Here is a 22,650-nt window from a genome sequence, read left to right as displayed (position 1 = left end):
TATATTAAATTAATTTTTTAAATAAGTTTAATACTTTTTCATCTACTACTACTTCATTTAAGTTTTCAGTTGCTTTAATTGTTTGTTGAACATCATTTTCGATTTGATTGCTACAGTTGTGCAACACAGAATTTAATGCGTCAACATATTGAATGTGATAATGCTCTGCAAATAAGCTATTCATATTTGCTAAATAGTCTTTTAATGGTGTTCTCAACTCATTAATGCATTCATCAATCATCGTTTCTTTCATATTTTCAACGAAAAAGCTTTTTGGATTTTTAAAGTAATTCTTTAAACCTTCAAAACGATCTACATTAATAAATTGATCAGGATTTTTTATCGAAACAGGTAAGATCTCATTAATTTCGCTTTTTTGAACGATAAATTCAGATTGAATAGAATGTATTTCATCTATTACTCGATCTTGCGACATGGAAATTTCATTCGTTAAAAACTTCTCTAATCTAAATCCAGTTACTCTTAATTCCTTTAAAATCTCTTCCAATACTTCATAAATAAATTCACGAATTTTAGTTACAAATAATTGTTTAATATTTTTCGTTGTATTATTGAATATACTTGGATTAAAGAAATAAGGGAATAAATCTCGCATCCTTAATTCGATACGCTTTTCGATAAAGAAAATCAATTGCTCGTTTTCTTTCATAAATGCTCTTGGTAAATTAGTAGGTTCTGCATTTTTAATCGCTTCTTTAACTTTTTTCTGAATATGCTCAAGTTCGTTGAAGAATTGATCTTTTTCACGTTTTATTCTTTCGAAACGATTAATCGTATCGTGTAAGATTTTTTCAATTGTTAATAGGTCATTAATAAATGTTTTAAAGACTTCATTCGCAATTTCAAATTGGAAGAAATTTTGGATTTTCGTATTTAATTTCTTATAATTATTCTGGATTTCTAAATTTAACTCTGATTCACCATATCCCTTCATCTGAAGCATACTTGAAATAGCAAAAACAGATGGGAAACGAACTCCTAGTTTCGTTAATTGGTTTACAAAGAAATTTTGCACGATTTCGATTTCGTTTTGATCCTTCGCTAAATCCGAAGCATTTAACACAAAGTAAACTTTATCACTATCAAAACTTTCCCTCATACGTCCGATTTGCATTAAGAAAGACTCATCTTGACGTGTAAAAGCATGCTGATAATGTGCAACATATAAAATTAAATCAGCTTTTTTCAAATAGTCGAATGCTAGTTCAGTATGTCTTGAATGGATACTGTTACCTCCTGGCGTATCCACTAATACAATTCCACTTAACGTGATCTCACAATCAAAATAAACTGTACTTTCTTTTACAAAACATGCTCTATTTTCTTCACTTATTACACTTACATACTCACCTAAGTCATATCGCTTAGTTGTCCCTAGTAAACTTCTCATTTCTTCATAATTTTGACATACGCTTTCTGCATAAACGAAAGCATCAGTAGGGATTTTATCCTTTTGTTTCTTAATTAAATTTTGAATGGTACTAAACCACTCTTTTTCATTTGCTTCCACGCCCCATTTTTTGAAGAAATCAAGAAACTCTTCTTTTAAAGATTCCTCTGATTTATAACTCACATCAGCTTTTTTATTACCAGATTCAACTGTTGATCGTTTAATCTTACAAATTGCCGCTGTTGTTGGGTGTGGAGAAACAGGTAGTACACGATCGCCAAGTAGAGTATTTATATACGATGTTTTTCCAGAACTAAACGCTCCGAATAATGCAATTGTGTATTCGTTTGATTTTATTTGCTCTCTTTTTTCTTTTAGAATACCGATTTTACTCTGGATAAATTTATTTGAAGTTAATTCGTCTAATATAAAATCAGCGACTTCATATTTAGCTTGTATTTCTTCGTTTGAATATTTTTTTGAATTAGTTTGTTCGATGTCACTAATAAGTTCTTCTTTTATTTCCGGCTCTTGAACAGATAAAATTTTATGATTAATTAATTCGCTTACCGATATTAAAGTAGGCTTAATTTCCGGCAGGTCTAGATTAAATTCTTGATGATTATTTAAAATCGTCGTTATTTCTGAAACCATATGAGAAATTTTTTGATTATTAAACTCTAATTCATCAAATCCATCTATTTTTGATTGTAATTCATTCTTTTGATTTTTTAACTTTAGAATAGTTGATTCATTTTGTACTTTAAGTTCTTTTGAAAGTGTGTAAATAAATTCGGAAATACTTTTACGATATACCGCCTTAATCCCTTCACTTACTTCTTTCGTATACTGTAATAAATAATTTCCACCTGTATCAATCAAATGAGATGGCTTTGGACAAATTACCTCTTCACTCAAATTAGGCTCTAAGATTTTATCAAAGTCACTGCTATCAATTTTATTATTTTCAATTTGTTTTACAGTTCGTATTGCTGCTTCTTTTACAAAATACTCTATTTGTTTATTAGTTAATTCTTGTACTTTGTGAATAAATTGACTTTTAGATTCATGTAAAGCATTTTCAAGTTTTTTTCTCGATTGAAATAATCCTTTATTTTGCAATGTTTTTTCTGATTCTAAATATTTTGATGCTAATTCTCTCATCTCAAATGGTGTAATGTTTGAATTAGTAAGAACTTGTTGTGTAGATTGCAAACAATTTTCCTCAAATGAAGAAACTGATTGTTCAATAACTTCAATTTCATTATTTAAATCATTATAAACTGATTTAATCTCATCAGCATTTTGATCGAGATCAATGTAATCGTTCTCAAGTTGTTGTATTTGTTCGTTCATAATTGTTAAAAAGCTTGCATAGTCATTTTCAATTTGAACGACATCTTGATGACTGTATAAATCATTTAAATAATTTATAAACTGGTTATATTCATTATTATTTACAGTTTTATCTCTTGTAGAAATATAAAAAACTTGTAAGTTGCCTAATCCTTGTTTTTTCAAGTTTCCAATTACACCATGTTGAAACTGTTCGAACGTCAATTCTGTTTCATCGTGTTTATCAATACATGTAATGACTAAACAAACTTTATTATTTTTTTCAACTAAATTATGAATAAAATCGATATTTGTTTTCGAATGAACATGTTGATAATCCATTAAATAAAAAATACTATCCGCTAGATGAATGACTGAATTTGTTGCCTCTAAATGATCCATATCTGTTGAATCAATTCCTGGGGTATCAATTAAAACAGATCCAGTTGGAATTTTAAATAGTTCTTGTGCCCACTCGAGCTCAATAATTGAACCACTATCAGAAGCTAACTTTTTTAGTTCGTCTACTTGAATATCCTCTTGAATCTGATACATTTCACCATCTTTAAGAGTAATTAACATTTTACTTTCGCCATTTTTTAATTTTACAACGTTTGCACTAGTAGGAATTGGGCTTGTAGGTAGTTTTTCTACTTGTAAAAGATCGTTTAGTAAAGATGACTTACCAGCAGAAAAATGCCCACAAAATACGTAATAACTTTCCTTATTTTGTATTTTGTATGCTAATTTTTTTAATTGAAATAATTCCTTCGAATTTCCTTGTTCAGAAAGTAAATTGATACCTGAAGAAACCTTATTCAGTAATTCCCCTCTGTTAATCTTAGTGTTTTGCAACGTGATTTCCCCATTTCATTTCATACTCAAATAATTTCCCTAGCATTATTTTATCCCCATATATATTAATTTGGAAGAAGAATGTATAGGTATATGCATATAAAATAAAAAAAACTAGGTTACATCACCTAGTTTTGAACTTGTTTAAGTACATATTTAGTTAATAAAAAGTATAAAAGAATTGTAGCTGACACAAATCCAAGAACCATTTGACGCACAACCTTTCGAAGTTGATAATGATTTTCATTCTACATTAATCATAATCAGTTATTTTCCTTTTGTCAATAACTATTCGATTGATTGTAAAAGCGCTTTATTTTCTTCTCGGATTCTTACTTTTAATAAAATTAAATTACAAACAGAAAAGATTACAGTTGTAATATACGCATGAAACATAATTGGTATTACTAATAATTCAATTGTAACGATTATGTAATTTGGATGCTTAATATATTTATAAAGCCCACGTTTTACTAATTTTTCATTAGGTAAAATAATGATTTTTGTATTCCATCTTTCCCCTAACGTTGAAATAACCCATACCCTTGCTAATTGTAAAATGATAAATACGATTAGGAGAAATGTAAAAAATCCAATTTCTATATATTGAATGAAATAATTCTCAATTAGAATTGATATAAAAAACATGCTATGTAAGATGATAAAAAATATATAATGCTCTTGGCCAAATTCAGTTGCACCCCGCATTTTTAATTTTTTTTCATTATTCTTTGCTATACCTAACTCAATCACTCTTTGTATGATGATGAATAAAAAAATAATCTTTAACATCAGCATTCTACCCACTTTAACAAAGATAACTCTGAACTAAATCCTGGTCCTAAAGCACAAAGAAGACCGTACTCATTCGTTTTTCCTAACTTCATAAACTCACTTAACACAAATAAAACAGTACAAGATGACATATTACCATATGCTTTTAAAATATTTAAGGAAATTTCGAGATTCGCTTCGGAAAGATCTAAAGATTCGATATAGGCATCCAATACTTTTTTTCCACCAGGATGAGCAATGAAGTGAGTTATATCTCTTATTGTTAGTTCATTTTCCGTTAAAAAAGTTGTCACAACTGGTTGTAACCAATTTTTAACGATCGATGGAATATCCCTAGAAAAAATGACAAATAGACCATCATTCCGAACATCCCATCCCATTACGTCTAATGAATTTGGCATTAGAGTTGAATTAGTTTGTTCAATTGACGGTAAAGAATTATGTATCGTTCGATTTTTCAAATCACTTTCATCGCCAATAACAAGAACCGCTGCTGCTCCATCAGCAAATAATGAAGTTCCTATTATATTACTCTTGGACAGATCTTCTTTTTGAAATGTTAAACTACATAATTCAACTGCAACTAGTAAAATATTTGACTTTGGATGGGCTTTACAATAATCAAATGCTCTGGAAATACCACTAGCACCACCTGCACACCCTAGCCCCCATATTGGTATTCTTTTAATTGAAGAATTAAATGGCAGGATATTTGCGATATGAGCATCAATTGTGGGTGTAGAAATACCAGTTGAAGAAACAAAAATAATTCCATCAATTTCTTCATATTGAACTTCTGAAGATAAAAATTCATTACTTGTCACACAATTTTTAATCGCTTCTATTGATAATTCAATCGAGATTTCAGTGTAAGCTTGATTTTTTTGCTCAAAGCTATGCTCTTCGCTATACCAAGAAAGCTCCTTAGAAATATATCGACTTTGAATCTCACCATTTTGAAATACAGATAATAAGCGATCGATTGAAGGGTATCTTTTCAAAAAAAGCTCTCGTATAAAAGGTACTACATTTTCCTGATCGATTTTATATTTAGGTACAGCTTTTCCAACAGATAAAATTAAAGGCATAATTTTCCACTCCTTGTAGTCATTACCTTTTGTATATAACTGGAAAATTATTCTTTTATAAATACAAAAAAAAAGACAATTCACTATTCATTCATGGACCATGAACAAATAATAAGAATTGCCTAAGCGTTTCAAAGGAGTTTTCTTTCTGTTGTGCAATTTTAGTATATCTCATTTGACTCAAATCTACATTCGCAATTATTTCCATTAAAACAATTCTGAAATAACCCCACAACGCTTCTAAGTCACTATTATGATTTATTTACTTCTTCCAACTCATACAATTTTGTGTACTTTGATTCTAAATAATCTACAAAATATTTAACATTCAATTCTTCACCAGTAACATCCTTCAAAATTTGTTGCGGTTCCTTCATTGCACCATATTGATGAATATTTACTTTTAACCAATCAAGAATTGTTTGAAAATCATTCGTTTCAACTAATTCATTAAAATTTGGTAAATCTTTTTCCATTGTTGATTTAATTTGAGCAGCATACATTGCCCCTAAAGCATACGTTGGAAAGTATCCAAAATGCCCCATTGACCAATGTACGTCCTGTAAAACACCTTCTCGATCAGTTTCAGGAATTATTCCTAGATACTCCTCCATTTTTTGATTCCAAATTGAAGGAAGATCAGAAACTTGAATTTTCCCATCTAATAAATCCTTTTCAATTTCATAACGAATCATTACGTGTAAAGGATAAGTTAATTCATCAGCTTCAATACGAATAAATGAAGGCTTACTATTATTTATTACTTTATAAAATTCATCTAAAGTAACATGATCTAACACTCCATTAAGTTGCTCTTTTAACTTTGGATAATTTGATTTCCAGAATTCATAACTTTGTCCAATAATCTTTTCATATAAAAGGGACTGAGATTCATGAATACCTAAAGACGCTCCATGGGCGATCGGTAAATCTTCCAAATCTTTGGATATGTTTTGCTCATATAGTGCATGACCACATTCATGAATTGTGCTAAAAATGGCTTTTTCAAAATTATTTTCATGATATTTCGTTGTTACTCGAACATCACCTAAATTAAGAGAAGTAGCAAAAGGATGTGGAGTAGGGTCTAATCTTCCGGCATCAAAATTATAACCAAGAGAAGCTAATAGTTGTTCACATATTTCTTTTTGTTTTTGCGTCGAAACGAATGCTTTCATCTCTTCTTTTTCAAAGTTTTTCCCACTAGTCGATACAGCTTTAACAATCGGTACTAATTTATTTCTTACTTCTGAAAATACTTCGTCCAGTTTATTTACAGTCATTCCAGGTTCATATTGATCTAAATATGTATCATATTTACAGTCCTTATATCCTAAATATTCAACGAATTTACGTTTATACCCAATTATTTCAGTTAAATAGGGTTCAAATTTAGCAAAATTATTTTCTTCCTTCGCTTCTGCCCAAACACTCTCAGAAATTGCTTGGCATTTAACAAAGGCTTCAAACTCATCAACTGGTATTTTCGTATTTTGATCGTATTGCTTTCTTAAGTATTTTACAGTTTTTTCAACTTCTAACGAACATTTACCTGCACTAATGGCTTCTTCCATTGTAATTAAATAGTGAGCCATATCTTTGGAAGTACTCATTTTAAAAACATCGGCTGATAATTGACTAATTACATTTGAACGCTGACTAACAGCATTTTTAGGTGCACCTGTTCGAAGATCCCAATACAAAACACCAATTGCTTCTTCAATGTTTAACATTTTTCTTACATACTCTAAAAACGAAGCCTCATAATCTTTTAAGCTCATCAAAACACCCACCTTTTAATATCAAATTTTTGAGTCAGCTAAATAGTAACATAAAAAATATACGGATTAAGAAGAATTATCTCACTTTTTGAATAATATTTCTCGACAAAACGGATATTATCAAATCACTTCGTACATACTACTCAAGTCTTTGAATCTTTTTTTAGTTCAACCCAAATTTGCATTCCGAATATTCCTTGACAGGAATATTCCTTATGAGGTATATTCAATTTATGAATTCGACTTTAATTGCTCTTGCAGAGCCGAACCGGTTACAGATTGTCGAACTCTTACGTGACGGTCCTTTATCAGTCGGTGAAATTGCTGAAAGCTTAGGACTTAAACAACCACAGGTTTCAAAGCACCTTCGCGTTCTAAGCGAAGCTGGGCTTGTCGAAGTTCAACCAATCGCCAATAAAAGAATTTATAAACTAAGACCCCAGCCGCTAAAAGAAATGGATTCGTGGATTAAGTCATTCCGACACGTCTGGGAACAGAGATTCGATCAATTGGACGATTATTTAAAAAAATTACAAGGCAAATAATTTTAGCTTATTCAATGCACACAATTTGATTAGTATTAACTATTTTTGAAAGGAGAAGTATCTAGTTCTTTTTTGAAGAGGAAACAATGTCTAATTTAGTAAATATAGAGTTACATCTTGATGACCGAAAAATTGTAAATGGAGGAATTAATAATGAGTAAAAATACGTTTAATGTAGATGAACAAGGATTAGTTTTAACAAGGGTTGTTGATGCACCTCGTGAATTAGTATTCAAGGTTTGGTCAGAAGCAGAACATCTTAAAAACTGGTGGGGTCCAACAGGCTTTGCAATGGATGTAGCTACGTTAGAATTTAGACCAGGAGGTAAATTCCACTATAAAATGGAATCACCAGAAGGATTCGTAATGTGGGGATTATTTGTTTTTGGTGAAATTATTAAACCTGAGAAAATTGTATTTGTTAATTCATTCTCTGATCAAGAAGGTAATATGGTCCGCGCTCCATTCTTTGAAGTTTGGCCATTGGAAATTCAAAATACTTTAACTTTAGAAGAAAATGATGGTAAAACAACTATTACATTAAAAGGTTTTCCAATAAATGCTACTGATGAAGAAGTTGCAGCATTTATTGCAAATAAAGATTCTATGCAACAAGGCTTTACTGGTACTTTTGACCAACTAGATGAATATTTAGCTAAAACTTCATTATAAGATAAATGCATAAATACCCTTTAAAGCTTGTAAATAGCTTTAAAGGGTATTTTTCAAGTGCTTTTTAATAATAAACAACTTTCGTTTTAGCGATTAAATCATGCAATGTTTTCCGATCTTCTCGGAAGATAAAAAATAGATCAACAAGATACAAAATTCCAATTACTATTATAAATATTGGCAAATTTAGCTGACAACCAAAAGCAAATATCGAGCGTAATGTCATTGTTTTGAAATCAACTAAGTCTTCTGTATCCTTCACAACCATAATACTTAATAATCTTTTTCCTATTGTTTGTCCGTTCCAAAAATAAGTCGGTACTATTACATAAAATAGGAAAATAAATAATAGCGACCAAATTGAATATAGAAACAGTTGCTTACTACTAAACATAAATAAATCTAAAATATCTTTACTTTCTAACCCAAGTATTAGTAACCCCAGTTTAGAAAATAAAAGATTTAATGAGCCATCGATCCAAGCTGCAAACAATCTTCTAAAGCGACTTGCCTGTTCGAAATCCATCTAGAACCTCATTCCACATTTTATAAAAAAATGGATATTAATCGATATACTCTATTATACTTAGGAAGTTTTGTTTTTGATTAGTGATTTTTAACTATTTGAATTAATTTTTTTATACAAGCTGCATAGTTTGCTTTTTTCACTACATGATAATTTTTTTAAGTTCAGTTGATAAACTAACTATAAACTTCTCGTCTTATTAAATCGTCACAAAACTTTACATACGAAAAGAAATAAGCAGTTTTTATCAATTTTTAGATATTGTTTTACTTATAACGAAGAGATGAAAATTTTGACTATTGATATGTGACAAGTCCCTCCTCTTCTTATTAAGATACTAAATTCAAAAAGGACTAATTACTATTTAAATAGAAATATTAAAATTAAATAAAAATTTTCAAAGGAGCTATTTTATGAAGAAAATTATGAAAGGAAAAATGAGTATTACTCAAGCATTATTTGCATGTGCCTTTTCTTCAATTGCAATTACTGTATTAGAAAGTTATATGGATTATAGTAATCGCTATATTGCTGGTATAGTTGCTGGCTTAATCACTTTTTTCAGTTTTATCTTAGCCTTTATCATTTTCAAAAATGTGAAATAAAAGTATGCATTTTACGTAGCAAGAGGTTTTATTAGGAATGTAATGTTACATTTTCACACCTCCCCGTAAACCACAAAAGTTCGTTCACATTTCGGTAAATCAAAATGAACAGTACGGTCATGCATTAGGATTTTTTATAGGATCTATTTTTTGGTTTGCTTTTTATTTAGAAAAATGTGAAAGTAATTATTGAGTAGTTAGACTAAATTGCGCATTTAACGAAGAAAGACCTTGTTAATCCAAGGTTTATTTTTTGTTTAAGAAAGCAATAAACTATGAGAATAGAGCAAAAAAATAAGACCACAAAAAATATTTTGTGGTCTATGTACTATTTTATCATATTGGTTTAATATTAATTTTTGATTGTTTACCTGCAACCGTTTTCAACAATTTCTGTAGTTCTCTTAAATCAGTGTCCAACTGATGACGAATCTTTACTACTTCATGATGATTGTCATTATTTTGATTTTGAGCTTCTTGCAACTTGATTCGTTTTTCTTCAATATTTCGTTCTAAAGATCTGGCTGTTCTAAAAAACATTCAAATTACCTCCTTTTCAAAAAAAGTATGAACACGCTTTCATTTTTATCTATAATACTATAAAAAAATATCTTAAGACTCTCTAAATGTGACTATTTTTTGAACTTAATTAGGGTTCCTTTAAATCTTCAATATTTCCCCTTATTAAATTCAACTCTTCTTAATAAGCAATCGTGAACACGCTTTCATTTTTATCTACTATACTATAAAAAAGTAATTTAATAAATATCTAAATATGTCTATTCTTTGAACTTATTAAAAAAACATAAAAAAATAATTAGTTTGAATTAATCATTTATTTAAGCCTACTTTAATGATGTGTATGGGGAGGTTTCTAACAACCTCCCCATACGAATTAGATTATGCTAAATTATATAATTTAGAGTATTTATCTTCTAAGTATTCAATAAAGTATTTAACATTTAATTCTTCACCTGTAACATCTACTAAAATTTCTTTCGGTTCTTTTAGTTTTCCATATTGGTGAATATTAAGTGTTAGCCAATTTACAATTTGATGAATCTCGCCGCTTTTTAAAATCGATTCATAATCACTTAAATCCTGTTTCATTTTATTCTTAAACTGCGCTGCATACATTGCACCTAAAGCATAAGAAGGAAAATAACCAAAATCTCCACCTGCCCAGTGAACATCTTGTAAAACGCCTTCTCGATCGTTTGATGGAACAACTCCTAAGTATTCTTCCATTTTATCATTCCATACTTTTGGCAAATCCTTTACTTGTAAATCGCCATCAAACAGTTCTTTTTCAATTTCATATCGAACCATTATATGCAATGGGTATGTACATTCGTCCGCTTCAATTCGAATTAATGAAGGCTCACTATGGTTTATTGATTTATAAAATTCTTCTAACGATAAATTTTTAAAATAATCGCCAGTTTTCGTAATTATATTTTCATAATGTGTTTCCCAAAATTCTTTACTTCTTCCAATCATATTTTCAAAGAATAGTGATTGAGACTCGTGAATTCCCATCGATGCACCTTCACATAATGGTGTCCCAATTAAATTCGATGATAAATTTTGCTCATAAAGTGCATGGCCACATTCGTGAATGGTTCCAAAAAGCGCACTCATAAAGTTGTCTTCTATATATTTCGTTGTTACACGAACATCACCAGGATTTAACGTAATCTGAAATGGGTGAACTGTTTCATCTAACCGACCAGAATCGAAATTATAACCTAATTTTTCAAGTATATCTTCACTTACTTCTTTTTGAATTTCAATTGAGATCGGTTGTGACAATTCTTCGCGAATAAGTTTAGTTTGCGTTTTTGAAATTTTTGCTACTAGTGGTACAAGACTTTCTCTTACTTTACCAAAAACTTCATCAAGTTTCCCGGTTGTCATACCAGGCTCATAAAAGCTTAATAAGGTATCATATTTCTTTTCTTTATAGCCCCAATATTCAATGAATTGTTTTTTCATCGCAACAATTTTTTCTAAATATGGTTGAAACTTACTAAAGTCACCTTCATTTTTAGCATCTTCCCAAGCATTTTCACTTAATGAACAAAGCTTTACATATTCTGCATATTCATTTTTAGGGATTTTACAATTTAAGTCATAATTTTTTCTACATTCCTTAACAGATTTTTCAATAACTTCATTTAAGTTTGCTGTGCCTATTTCTTTTTCTAATAAATTTAAATAGTTTTCCATTGTACTTGATGTTGTCATTTCAAATACTTCTGCAGAAAGTTGACTGATGACATTTGATCTTTGTTCAGCTCCATTTTTAGGGGCTCCAGTTCTTAGGTCCCAATACATAACATTAATTGCTTCATTATAATTTTCGATCTTCTTTAAATAGTCAATAAATTCTTCTTGTATCTTATTAATTGCCATATTTATCACTCATTTCTAAATATTGTTAATTTCATTCTATCATAACTTTTCTATTGAATTAATATTAAGCATAAAAAGCACATTCATTAACAGAATTCAAATGATTAAGTTTATATAAAAGACATATTTAACAAAAGTATTGTACAATACAGCAAGGTGATGTTATGAAAATATTATTATTAGGAGCAACTGGAAGAGTTGGTTCTTTTTTAGTGGATTTATTATTAGAAGCTAAATGTGAAGTAATTGCTTTAGTAAGAGATGAACGAAAAATAACAATTAAACATGAAGCTCTTACAGTTTTAAAAGGAAATACGCTAAATGAAAAAGATTTAAATTTAGCTTTAGAAAACGTATATGGAGTAATTTCTGCTTTAAATACTGAAGGTGAAAATATTTTATCTAAAACAATGGGACTACTAATCCCTCTTCTTGAAATGAAAAAAATAGGTAGAATCGTTACAATTGGAACTGCGGGTATATTACAATCAAGAGTTGATCCAAAAATTCTTCGTTATTTAAGCTCTGAATCAAAACGAAAATCAACAACTGCAGCAACAGATCATGAAAAAGCTTTTAACTTATTAAACCATAGTCAGTTAAATTGGACGATTGTTTGCCCTACTTACTTACCAGATGGTCCAATAACGAAAGATATTCGTGCTGAAAAGAATTATTTACCGATTGATGGCCATCGTATTACGACTGGAGATACAGCTTTTTTCGCATTTAAAGAATTTTTCGAATGCAATTTTAGTAAATCTAGAGTTGGAATTTGTAATTAAAAAAGCTAGCGAATGCTAGCTTTTTAAGATGGATTAACAGGTAAACTATTTAAGATTTTTTCTTTCGTTTCATTGTTTAGATCATTCTCGATAAATAAAACGATTTTTCCTTTATCTTCATGACTACGGATTAGTCGTCCAATTCCTTGGCGTAATCTTAATAACATATACGGTTCATCGATTTCGAAGTAAGGGTTTTGTGCATTTTGACGTTTTGATTGGAATACTGGATCATTTGGCGGGAATGGTAGCGCGTGAATAATCACTTGACTTAGTGACATTCCTTGAATATCTAATCCTTCCCATAAATGAACAGCACATAAAGACGCGCTAATATCTTCTTGGAATTTTTGTACAATTGAACTAATTTCTTCTTCACCTTCAAAGTATAAATTGAAGTCTAATTTTTCTTTTTCAACTTGCAGTTTAAACTTTTTCATTTCTTGAGTTGAATTGAAGAGAATTAATGTACTTCCGTTATTATCCTTTAACTTCTCTATAATCTTTTCATTTTTTTCTTCAATTTTGGTTGGGTCAACTTGATTTAACTCTATTTTCATTTGTTCATCATAGTCAAACGGAGAATTGACTGAAAATGATAAGTAATCTTTTATCCCTAAACTACCTGCGATATAATCAAAAGAACTATTTTGAGAAAGGGTTGCAGATGAAAATACAATCGGCATATTCTGATTAAATACTTTTTCTTGTAAAAGCTCATTTACAGCCTTTGGCATGATGACTAGTGTTAATTCATTTTGATTATATTCAATCCATTGAATTGCTGTAATTTCATTAATAAATAAATTTAAGCAACGCTCAACATCATCTAAATGTTCATCCACAATATTTAACTGATATTCATCAATCGTATACATTTCACTTTCAAAGACTAATTCATCACCAATACTACTAATTTGAGACTTTAATCTCCTTGCTAACTTAATTAATCTTTCATTCATATTCAGTTTATAACGTCTAGATCCTTCAACTTCTTCGGTATTGTTATCTAATTCAAAAAAGAATTGATCGTACGTTTCTAATGTATCTTCTAGTAATTGTTGGAAGCTTTCACGCGTACCTGATTGCATTAAAAATGATAAAAATGTATTTAATGTTTCTTGTTGCAGTCGATAAGTTAACGATTTTTGACTTGCAAATTCAAGTAAATGTCCTTCATCAAATACTACACAGCTTGGATTAGGTAGTAATGGCAATTGACCTTCACGTTTTCTAGATTCTACCGTCCAAATATGCTCCATATAAAATTCTTGTGAGCATACAATTAAGTCAGTTGCTTTACGATAATGTTCTCTTGATAGAGTTTGTCCACATCTATGTCTTTGTTCACAAGTAGAACAATCCTGGAAATAATCATATGAAATTGTATCCCACTCTTCATCTGTTAAATCCTTATATTCAGTACGGTCTCCATATGGAGTAAATTTTTGCAGTGTTCCATAATCATTTACAAAGCTTGGTAAATTTTCATAAACCCCTAAAACGGCATCCGATACATCAATTTCTGAACGCTGTAAATCTAATTTTTTTAGACATAAATAATTTGTAGTTGATTTAGCTAATCTAACATCAATTGACAAATTTAAAGCATTCGATAATTTTTCAATGTCCCCATTTTTCTTTACTAGCTGTTCGATTAAAGTTTCATCAGCACATGCGATAATAGCTGGCTTACCAGTATATCTAGCATAGCATAAACAATATAGCAAATAGACAAACGTTTTACCTGTACCAACACCTGCTTCAGCAAAAATAACTTTCTTTTCTTTAAACGCTCTTTCAACCTGATAAGCCATAAAGATTTGCTCATCTCTTAATTCATAGCCTGCATCTGGTAATAAATCGTAAAAAACGTCACCAATCCACTCCCCTAGCTTTTCAATGAATTGGTCTTGCTTTCCTACCTCAAAAGGTAATTTAGTTGAATGACTCATTGCTACCCCCAAAATGTAAATTAAAAAGAAAAAGTCCTCTCGTGAGAACTTTAATTTTGCAAATTTATTCGATCCATTATATTATTTAAAAATTGTCTCTACCCGCTATCATACAAAAAATGTGAGGGAAAGGCAAGGGAAATAAGGCATGGTCACTTAAAGGGATCTGTGAATTAGGAACGAATTAAATGTGTGCATTGCTTTAAATGCTTAATGCTCCTTTATCTCCCTTAGTTATTTTTACCAACCTTTTGCTTGTTTTATCATTTCTTCAACAATCATTTGAGATTTTAATGCTTCTTCTCCATTGATCGATGGATTTTCATCAGAGTAAATGCAATTGATAAAATGGTTTATACAATCCTCAAAACCTCTTTGTTTTAATGTTGTGTCCCATGATGAAGAAAACGAATTATTTATTGAGTTATTTTTTTCTATTTCAAAGTTGTTCATATTTTTTACCCTTATAATTGAACCTTCAGTAATTAATTCTAAGCGCTCAAGATTTGTTCCTGACTTTCGGTGCATTACTGTATTAATAGTAGTTCCTTCTAACGATTCATAATGGTGAGTAGCATACTCTAATTGATTAGTATGAGTAAGTTGAACTCTTCCATTAATCAAATTAACTTCTCCATCCGCAAACCATCTAATGGTATCAACTAAATGTAAATAATCATCGAGCATCGTAAACTCGAATGAATTAGACCCAATTTTATTCTCTCGATGTTTTTCAAATCGAATTAATGCTATATTCTTTGCCTGTTCTTTTGCCTGCACATACATTGGACAGAATCGGCGATTGAATCCAACCATAAGTTTTCGATTTAGTTTAACACTTAATTCAGTTAATTTTTCTGACTCTGGCAATGTAGCTGCTAGTGGTTTATCAACATATACATCTTTACCTTTATTTAATAAATACGATACTACCTCAAAATGTGAACTAGTTGAACTATGTACAAATACTGCATCACTTTGTTCTGCAAGTAAATCCAAACTTTCAAAATCATGAATTCGATATTGTGAACATATTTTCTTGCGTCTTTCTTTATTTGGTGTAAATGCACCGATAAAATCCCAGTTTTCTTCTTTTGTAAGAATTGGTAAATATGCTTTTTGTGCAATATTGCCTAATCCTACCATCCCGATGCGTGGTTTTTTCATTTTGATCAGTCCTTTAGATTGGGTTATTTTTCTAGATTTATTGTAACAAATTATCATTCTTCTTAATAAAAAAATGATTATATTTCTAAATTATCTAATGCAATAACATTCAAATTATCGGGAAATCTATAAAATGGTGATAAAAAAGGTAGTTTGGAGGTGTTTATTTGTACTTATATTCTTTAATTCAGACTAATTTTGATACGAATGATGATATAAGTGTTGTAAGGGACCTTTATTTGCTTCAGCATGAAAAGAGTTTCACTAGTCATGAATTCCATGATCTAGTCACTCAATATAAAAGTACTGCAGAAACGAATTGGCATGTTGCACACTTACTCGAAAAAAATCACGGATTTAGAATTGTACCTTCAATAAATTTATGATGTTAATAAAACTAAAACAATTTTGTTCAAATTTTGTTCGTAAAATCTTTAAAGAAATAAGTTATTATAAATAAAAAGGTGCCCCAATCGTCTAATGGATAATTGGGAACACCCTTTTAATTTTTTACTCTTCGATTCTTCTTGGAGGTCTTTTTCCAAAGTATTGATAGTAGTCAGTTTTAATGAAACCATTAAATAATTTACGTTTTTTTGTTGCAGGTTTACCGTAAAATTGTTCAAATCCCTCATGACTAGTTAGTAAATACACTGACCATGTATCTAGTTTTGTAAAAACATTCCCCATATCTGAATATAACTTTTCAACGTAAGGTCGATCGTTTAATCGCTCACCATATGGTGGGTTGGTCACAACATAACCATACTCAGATTTAGTAGTAAAGTCACTTACTTGCATTTGTTTAAAAGCAATTGAATCTGATAATCCAACTTCATCAGCATTCGCTTTTGAAACATTAATCATTCGATGATCAATATCTGATCCGATTATTTCAAGTTTTTGATCATAATTTGCTAAGTCTTCTGCTTCTTGTCTTGCTTCATTCCATCTTTTTTTGCCAATCCAGTGCCAATCTTCAGACGCAAAGCTTCTAAACGATCCTGGAGCGATATTATGTCCAATTAATGCAGCTTCAATTGGAATCGTACCAGATCCACAAAATGGATCAACAAAAGGTAAATCAGCATTCCAATTCGTTAGTAATACTAATGATGCCGCAAGTGTTTCTTTTAATGGTGCTTCACCTTGATCTATACGATATCCTCTTTTATGTAAGCCTTCACGACCAGTAGTATCAATCGTTAACGTTACAATATCTTTTAAAATAGAGACTTCCACTCGAAATAATGGACCATCTTCAATTAACATACCTTGAATATTTTGGATTGTTTTTAATTTATCAACAATTGCTTTTTTGACGATTGCTTGGCAATCTGATACTGAAAATAATTTTGATTTATGAGATTTTCCTGACACAGGAAATTGACCGTTTCTTGGTATAAACATATGCCAAGGTAAGGCTTTTGTTTTTTCAAATAATTCATCAAATGAGGTTGCCTTAAATTCACCAACACGAAGTTTCACTCGGTCAGCTGTTCGAAGCCACAAATTCGCTTTCACAATCCCATCTTCGTCTGCTTTAAATAATACTCGACCATTTTCAACTACTACATCTTCAAAACCTAGGCTTTTTATTTCTCTAGCGACTAGAGCTTCGATACCCATTGCAGCAGTAGCAATTAATGTATATTTCGCCAATTTTACCACCTATCTCATTCAAATTAAGAATGAACTTTTCTTTTCATATTTTCATTTTGATTCCTATTTTCATTATGAACAATTTACGTCGAAATTACAAAAAACTCTCCATATAATGAAGAGTTTTTAAACAGTTTCATCATTTCAAATGTTCTGTAAGCCATGTTCTGTACCATTCGTACTGCAAGCGGCTCTCGCCTCGTACTACAAGGTGGTAATCATCTATCTACAGAATAATCTGTCCCTTTCTCAGTTCAATTCCTTTGAAAGGATTCCCCTACCATAATTTGGGTTTCTCGCTCGTGGGGTTTACCGCGTTCCACTCCTCTCATTTCTTCGAGGACTACGTCACTGTGGCACTTTAAAGGTAGTAGAACCATATCCGTAAAGGACTTAGGTCCGTTCCCTGCCGTTAGCTGATTACTCAGCTACCCTATCTTATGATTTCGATAAGCACGAACACTACAGCCATCGCAGGACTGTGCGAGCATGGACTTTCCTCAACAACGTCAAGCGTTGCAGCGATTACCCGAACATATTGAAACGAACATTTATTAGTATAGTAAATTATACTCAAGTTTGCAATGCTTTCTTAAAATAAAAATTTAGTTAAAATTATTCGAATAATTTACTTCCAAAAACATGCTTCTCTAAATTTGATAATCTTTTTAGAACATCAGTATTCGTATTATTAAAAGGTGATGGTGGAGGTGTAGCTGTGTTCTTTTGATCCTCCAACAATTTTTTATATTTTGCATTTTCTTGTTGTAGGGCTACTATTTGATTTTGAAACGATTCATAATCTTTAATGATACTGTCTAAGTATTGATCCACTTCCTCTTGATTATATCCTCGCATTGAAACTTTAAACTCTTTATTTAGGATATCTTTTATACTTAGTTTTATTTTTGTTGATTCCATGTGTGTCACCCCAAAACATTTAGAAATATTTACCTTCTATTTTTTCAAAGTCTTCATAAATTGTCAATTATCTATTCTATATTTCCCTATATTTATTGTCATCATTCTCAAATGACTCTTCTGCAATCACTTGTAAATCGTCAAATGTGATGATTTCTACAGGATAATTAAATAGTTCATTTTTTTTGTATGCTAAATCATATAAATATCTAGGACTTCCTTCTTTTTCATTATCGTAAAATAAAATACATCCATCACTTTTACTAACTAAAAATTCATTTTTCGCTTTTAACTGTAATGGAGATTCGTATGGTTTTCTTGAAATTGAGTCGACGTGATCTGCCCCAATTAAGATTTCATTATAATATTCTTTATTTGCTTCATTCCAATTTTTCTCTTGATCTTCGTAGGGTGTAAAAATACCTAACTTTAACTCAGGATACTCAAGCTGAAGTTCGAATACTACTTCTGCGGCCCATAATTCAGTACCCATTTGCCCTGAAATAATAATCCATTCTAATTCATCTATAAATAAAAGTATTTTATTTTTTATTGCTTTTTTTATGTATTTAACTGCATCATGTTTATTCGAAAAAATTCCTAATTCAAATGATTTATAACCAGATATAAGTAGTATCTTCATATTACCTCACAATAATAAATTAGGAAGAACTAAAAGTTCTCCCACAAATTAAATTAAAAGTTTATTTTATTAAATACTCTACTTTATTTCAAATATTTAGTAACAAATAAATATTGTAAGTATAAATTTATCTCGCAAAAATCATTAATTTAAATAATATTCAAATGTAGAAATTTATATTGAGGGAATCTAATATTTAACTTTACTATAGTAGTCATTAGCTTAGTGGAAATCAACTATTAAGACAATTTAAGATCAATATTTCAATATTTGATTGCTGCTCATAGAGGATATTTTGTTCCCTTTTAGATTAGTTATTATGTTAGGAATATTATTGTTAAAATTTTTTCGTATAAATTTTACTTATGATAAAATTACATATAAGGCTTGTTTAAAACTCGTAAAAATAATTAATGTTAATGTAATTGTGAAAAAAAATAAAAAAAGTATTTTGTTCAAAATTATCCTCTCCAATATCCTAAATATACTTTAATGTCAACTTTTTAATTTTATTAGGTTTGAACATATTTCACAACAATAAAATTAATAATGATTAAAAGTTTAAATATTCTGATTTTTGCGAGTATATACAATGATTGCCGAAAGCATTTTATTCCTTTAAAATGAGTTATGAAATCGTTTTAAATATAGATAAAATATAGATAAATGCAATACAAGGAGTAAAAAATGATTAACAAAAATTCCCCAATACCAATTTATCACCAATTATTAGAATACATAAAATGTAAAATCACATCAGGTGAATACCCCGCTGATGAATTAATTCCATCAGAAAGAGAGTTTTCAGAGAAATTCCAAATATCTCGTATGACCGTTCGACAAGCATTAAATAATTTAGTTCAAGAAGGAATTGTTTATAGGCAAAAAGGTAAAGGTACATTTGTTAGTCGTCAAAAAGTTGAAAAAAAAATTAGTAGATTAAATAGTTACACAGAAGAAATGATTGAGAGAGGTTTAAAACCAAGTAGTAGATTAGTTCAATTTGATATCTTAAATTCTGATAAAGCATTATCCAATATACTAAAGATAAAAGAAAACGATCCAATTTATTTTATTAAGCGGGTCCGTTTAGCAGACTCAATTCCTATGTCGATTGAAAGTATCCACGTTGCATGTGATATAGCTCCAAACCTAAATCAAAGTGTTCTAGAAAAATCATTCTTTGATTATGTAAATGCCAATATCCCGGATCCTATTCAATATGCAGATCAATCGATTCAAGCTAGAATGCCTTCTGAAGAAGAAGCTCAATTATTAGAAATTCCGCCGAATTGTCCCGTATTAGAAATTTATCGTACAACATATTTAAGAAGTGGCAAAGTTTTAGAATACGAATTGACTGTCTACAGAGCGGACCGCTACAAGCTTGTACATTCTTTATCTAGAAATGATTAATAGTATAGAAATAAAAGTGTTATAGAACTTAAAAAAAGCCAGGGATTCCTGGCTTTTTTATTTAAAGAAAACCCCAATTTGTTTAAATAGTCCACCTACTTGATTCATGGTATTCATCATTTGCCCCGCAGTAGACATCATTTTGGGGACATCGTATGAACCTGAACCATTTTTAAATTGATTTAATATTGATGAAAACTGAAAAGATTGACCATTATTATTTTGCTGATTTAATTTTTTGGGTTGAGTTGGATAAGGTGTACTAGGCGCAAACATTGGTGGAGTTGTAAATGGACCTTGTTGTAACATTTGGGCATGTTGAGGTTGCATGGAATATTGGTGATTTTGAGGGCTTGTTAAATAGTTCGTTTGATTACCATATTGTGAAGGATTCATTGGCATATATGGATATTGATTTTGCATCATCCCGTAATAATTAGGATCGTATTGATATCCTTGGTTATACGAAACCGTAGGATGTTGCATTGAAAAGTGTTGTGGTGCTGCATACTGGACTGGATTTAATTGACCATAACTACCAGTTTGTATTGATGGTCCCCCATAAGGAGATGGCTCAATCATCTGTGATTGTTGAGGTGGTTGAGGTGATTGTGTTAGTTGAGTTGACTGTGTATTTTGTGTCTGTTGCGATTGAACTGGCGGTTGTTGTGTATTAATAGTAGGGTTTTGGGAAAAAGGTTGAATTGTATTTCCATAGTAACGCTGATTTTCATTAGGTAATTGATTCATTTCTGGATAATTAAAATTCTCATCAATCATTTGATTTTGCTTTCTAAACCACTCAAAGCTGTTATCTGAATGATTTGGAGGAAACATTTGAGATCCCATATTCTCACATCCATTATAAGTTTTCTCATTTATAAATATGTTACAAATGCCTATTCTGTTACTTCTATTATCTTATGCGCTATTTGTCATAATATGTCGGAAGTTTAAATTTTTAAAAAAATTTAAATTTTAAATATTTATGATACATTTTATATAGTTATACAAGTTGTTAATTAAATTTTAATGTTGGAGGGGTAATAATGACTTTACAAGAATTAAAGAGCAAGTTTATTTCATCAAAAAGTTTCGAACCAACTGACTTTAATCAATTAATGGACTTTTTACAACAAAATTACCTAAATGGTGAGGTTACTATTCAACATTACAGAGAATTAGTTAAAGAACTTGAACTTTTTGGCGCTTGTAAGCCAATTTAGTAAACGGGAATATTAATATTATAAGAAATAAAGCGATACACATTTACTAGATTGTAAAAGTGTATCGCTTTATTTAATTCCTTTTATTTCCCTATCCCTTCATTCAAATCAAACATCTTCTACTTTATATATAATGATTAAATGTTAAATGCTAATTGTCTTCCTAAAAATGGTGTTGAGATCCAACTACCGCCCTCTTTTGCTTGACTTACTTTCTTTTCAAAATGATGAAGATGCACTGTTGTTGACTGGATCTTATTTAAAAGTAAATTCTTTTCTTCATCACATTTTTGATCAATTCTTAAAGCTAAGGAGTGCTCAATAAATTCAACCTCATTTAAAAATTCATCAATTGCTCGAAAAAAATCTTCTCTTTGAATTAACTCCATACAGTTCAACTCCTCTTCCTAATTTTCTAAACTTTCTTTACAAAGTAAATTCAACAATAGTTCATCTACCTCCTTCTCCATTGACAAAACTAGAACTATTTCGCTAAACAAAGTGAATAAAGGTATTTTCATCTATAATTTCGACAAAAAAACTTGTAACGTGGAACAGAATTGGGAAAGGTATATTACATGGAGGTGTTTCAAATGGCAAAAAACAAAAATGAAAAAAAGAAAAAGCAAGAAAAAAGTAAAAGTCAACAAACTGGAAATCCAAAATTAGATGGTCCTAATTTCCCTGCTACATAAATGTTGGGGCACAATCGATTTGATTGATATTCTTTCTATAAAAAAATCGATTTAAATGAAAAAAGCTAGCATTTATGTGCTAGCTTTTTTCAGCTTAAATTCATGGCCCCATTCGAAAATAAGCATCCTTTAGTGGAAATCAACCTCTCGTG

21 protein-coding genes and 1 other RNA gene are annotated in these 22,650 nt (G+C 30.2%); 7 read left to right on the top strand and 15 right to left on the bottom strand.

All coding sequences use genetic code 11. The features are described from left to right. Window positions 1-4: 4 nt before the first annotated feature. The 4 genes from ACFVR2_RS05135 to ACFVR2_RS05120 all read right to left on the bottom strand — a co-directional run bounded on the left by ACFVR2_RS05135 (window position 5) and on the right by ACFVR2_RS05120 (window position 7,265). A complete protein-coding gene (locus tag ACFVR2_RS05135) occupies window positions 5-3,601 on the bottom strand; it encodes a dynamin family protein (RefSeq protein WP_387359463.1) in 3,597 nt (1,198 codons plus the stop codon). A gap of 288 nt (window positions 3,602-3,889) precedes the next feature. Continuing rightward, the gene (locus ACFVR2_RS05130) at window positions 3,890-4,393 is read right to left on the bottom strand and encodes an isoprenylcysteine carboxyl methyltransferase family protein (protein WP_387359461.1); all 504 of its coding nucleotides are present in this window, start codon (window positions 4,391-4,393) and stop codon (window positions 3,890-3,892) included. Then, window positions 4,393-5,484 carry a type III polyketide synthase gene (locus ACFVR2_RS05125; RefSeq protein WP_387359459.1) on the bottom strand — a complete coding sequence of 364 codons (1,092 nt, stop codon included), beginning with the start codon at window positions 5,482-5,484 and terminating at the stop codon, window positions 4,393-4,395. Before ACFVR2_RS05125 ends, ACFVR2_RS05130 begins: the two co-directional genes overlap by 1 nt. Window positions 5,485-5,735: 251 nt before the next feature. Further along, window positions 5,736-7,265 (bottom strand): carboxypeptidase M32, encoded by a 1,530-nt coding sequence (locus ACFVR2_RS05120; protein ID WP_387359457.1) that lies wholly within the window; start codon window positions 7,263-7,265, stop codon window positions 5,736-5,738. Between the two features lie 233 nt (window positions 7,266-7,498). Between ACFVR2_RS05120 and ACFVR2_RS05115 the strand changes: the two genes are divergently transcribed. Continuing rightward, window positions 7,499-7,810: an ArsR/SmtB family transcription factor gene (locus ACFVR2_RS05115; RefSeq protein ID WP_025671541.1), complete on the top strand. Its 312-nt coding sequence runs from the start codon at window positions 7,499-7,501 to the stop codon at window positions 7,808-7,810. Between the two features lie 153 nt (window positions 7,811-7,963). Continuing rightward, the gene (locus tag ACFVR2_RS05110) at window positions 7,964-8,482 is read left to right on the top strand and encodes an SRPBCC family protein (RefSeq protein ID WP_387359455.1); all 519 of its coding nucleotides are present in this window, start codon (window positions 7,964-7,966) and stop codon (window positions 8,480-8,482) included. Between the two features lie 64 nt (window positions 8,483-8,546). On the opposite strand, the gene ACFVR2_RS05105 is transcribed toward ACFVR2_RS05110, so the two are convergent. Further along, entirely contained in the window at window positions 8,547-9,008 is a 462-nt protein-coding gene (locus ACFVR2_RS05105) for an RDD family protein (RefSeq protein ID WP_387359453.1), read from the bottom strand. Window positions 9,009-9,421: 413 nt separating this feature from the next. On the opposite strand from ACFVR2_RS05105, the gene ACFVR2_RS05100 reads away from it, so the two are divergent. Continuing rightward, window positions 9,422-9,613, top strand: a complete 192-nt coding sequence (locus ACFVR2_RS05100) for a hypothetical protein (RefSeq protein ID WP_387359451.1) — start codon at window positions 9,422-9,424, stop codon at window positions 9,611-9,613. Window positions 9,614-9,949: 336 nt separating this feature from the next. Here the strand turns inward: ACFVR2_RS05100 and ACFVR2_RS05095 are convergent, their stop codons facing one another. Further along, complete coding sequence (locus ACFVR2_RS05095; protein WP_056466554.1) at window positions 9,950-10,153, bottom strand: aspartyl-phosphate phosphatase Spo0E family protein; 204 nt, start codon at window positions 10,151-10,153, stop codon at window positions 9,950-9,952. Between the two features lie 360 nt (window positions 10,154-10,513). Next, on the bottom strand, window positions 10,514-12,034 hold the full coding sequence (locus ACFVR2_RS05090) for a carboxypeptidase M32 (RefSeq protein ID WP_387360450.1): 1,521 nt from the start codon (window positions 12,032-12,034) through the stop codon (window positions 10,514-10,516). 158 nt (window positions 12,035-12,192) lie between these two features. Between ACFVR2_RS05090 and ACFVR2_RS05085 the strand changes: the two genes are divergently transcribed. After that, a complete protein-coding gene (locus ACFVR2_RS05085; RefSeq protein ID WP_387359449.1) occupies window positions 12,193-12,813 on the top strand; it encodes an NAD(P)-dependent oxidoreductase in 621 nt (206 codons plus the stop codon). A 23-nt stretch (window positions 12,814-12,836) separates the two neighbouring features. Here the strand turns inward: ACFVR2_RS05085 and ACFVR2_RS05080 are convergent, their stop codons facing one another. Both ACFVR2_RS05080 and ACFVR2_RS05075 read right to left on the bottom strand, forming a co-directional pair. Beyond that, on the bottom strand, window positions 12,837-14,768 hold the full coding sequence (locus ACFVR2_RS05080) for an ATP-dependent DNA helicase (RefSeq protein ID WP_387359447.1): 1,932 nt from the start codon (window positions 14,766-14,768) through the stop codon (window positions 12,837-12,839). Window positions 14,769-15,008: 240 nt separating this feature from the next. Beyond that, window positions 15,009-15,935 carry a Gfo/Idh/MocA family protein gene (locus tag ACFVR2_RS05075; protein ID WP_387359445.1) on the bottom strand — a complete coding sequence of 309 codons (927 nt, stop codon included), beginning with the start codon at window positions 15,933-15,935 and terminating at the stop codon, window positions 15,009-15,011. A 167-nt stretch (window positions 15,936-16,102) separates the two neighbouring features. On the opposite strand from ACFVR2_RS05075, the gene ACFVR2_RS05070 reads away from it, so the two are divergent. Continuing rightward, the gene (locus ACFVR2_RS05070) at window positions 16,103-16,321 is read left to right on the top strand and encodes a hypothetical protein (RefSeq protein ID WP_056466565.1); all 219 of its coding nucleotides are present in this window, start codon (window positions 16,103-16,105) and stop codon (window positions 16,319-16,321) included. 124 nt (window positions 16,322-16,445) lie between these two features. Here ACFVR2_RS05070 and ACFVR2_RS05065 read toward each other — a convergent pair whose 3' ends face one another. The 4 genes from ACFVR2_RS05065 to ACFVR2_RS05050 all read right to left on the bottom strand — a co-directional run bounded on the left by ACFVR2_RS05065 (window position 16,446) and on the right by ACFVR2_RS05050 (window position 19,161). Further along, complete coding sequence (locus ACFVR2_RS05065; RefSeq protein WP_387359443.1) at window positions 16,446-17,597, bottom strand: THUMP domain-containing class I SAM-dependent RNA methyltransferase; 1,152 nt, start codon at window positions 17,595-17,597, stop codon at window positions 16,446-16,448. A gap of 151 nt (window positions 17,598-17,748) precedes the next feature. Further along, window positions 17,749-18,134: RNase P RNA component class B (gene rnpB / locus ACFVR2_RS05060), an RNA gene on the bottom strand. A gap of 78 nt (window positions 18,135-18,212) precedes the next feature. Next, a complete protein-coding gene (gene gpsB, locus ACFVR2_RS05055) occupies window positions 18,213-18,518 on the bottom strand; it encodes a cell division regulator GpsB (RefSeq protein WP_025671532.1) in 306 nt (101 codons plus the stop codon). A 76-nt stretch (window positions 18,519-18,594) separates the two neighbouring features. Further along, on the bottom strand, window positions 18,595-19,161 hold the full coding sequence (locus tag ACFVR2_RS05050) for an SLOG family protein (RefSeq protein WP_387359441.1): 567 nt from the start codon (window positions 19,159-19,161) through the stop codon (window positions 18,595-18,597). Between the two features lie 687 nt (window positions 19,162-19,848). On the opposite strand from ACFVR2_RS05050, the gene ACFVR2_RS05045 reads away from it, so the two are divergent. Then, window positions 19,849-20,577 carry a GntR family transcriptional regulator gene (locus tag ACFVR2_RS05045; protein ID WP_387359439.1) on the top strand — a complete coding sequence of 243 codons (729 nt, stop codon included), beginning with the start codon at window positions 19,849-19,851 and terminating at the stop codon, window positions 20,575-20,577. A 57-nt stretch (window positions 20,578-20,634) separates the two neighbouring features. Here the strand turns inward: ACFVR2_RS05045 and ACFVR2_RS05040 are convergent, their stop codons facing one another. Beyond that, window positions 20,635-21,426, bottom strand: a complete 792-nt coding sequence (locus ACFVR2_RS05040; RefSeq protein WP_387359437.1) for a YppG family protein — start codon at window positions 21,424-21,426, stop codon at window positions 20,635-20,637. A gap of 200 nt (window positions 21,427-21,626) precedes the next feature. Here ACFVR2_RS05040 and yppF point away from each other — a divergent pair, with 200 nt between their 5' ends. Beyond that, window positions 21,627-21,803, top strand: a complete 177-nt coding sequence (gene yppF / locus ACFVR2_RS05035; protein WP_084006691.1) for a YppF family protein — start codon at window positions 21,627-21,629, stop codon at window positions 21,801-21,803. 137 nt (window positions 21,804-21,940) lie between these two features. Here the strand turns inward: yppF and ACFVR2_RS05030 are convergent, their stop codons facing one another. Next, window positions 21,941-22,192, bottom strand: coding sequence for a hypothetical protein (locus tag ACFVR2_RS05030; RefSeq protein ID WP_069031896.1), 252 nt, complete (start codon window positions 22,190-22,192; stop codon window positions 21,941-21,943). Window positions 22,193-22,650: the final 458 nt, after the last annotated feature.

This window comes from Gottfriedia sp. NPDC057991 (assembly GCF_042886615.1).
Taxonomy (GTDB): domain Bacteria; phylum Bacillota; class Bacilli; order Bacillales; family Bacillaceae_G; genus Gottfriedia.
Note: the sequence above shows the minus strand (reverse complement) of the source record. Positions and strands in the feature narration are given on the sequence as shown.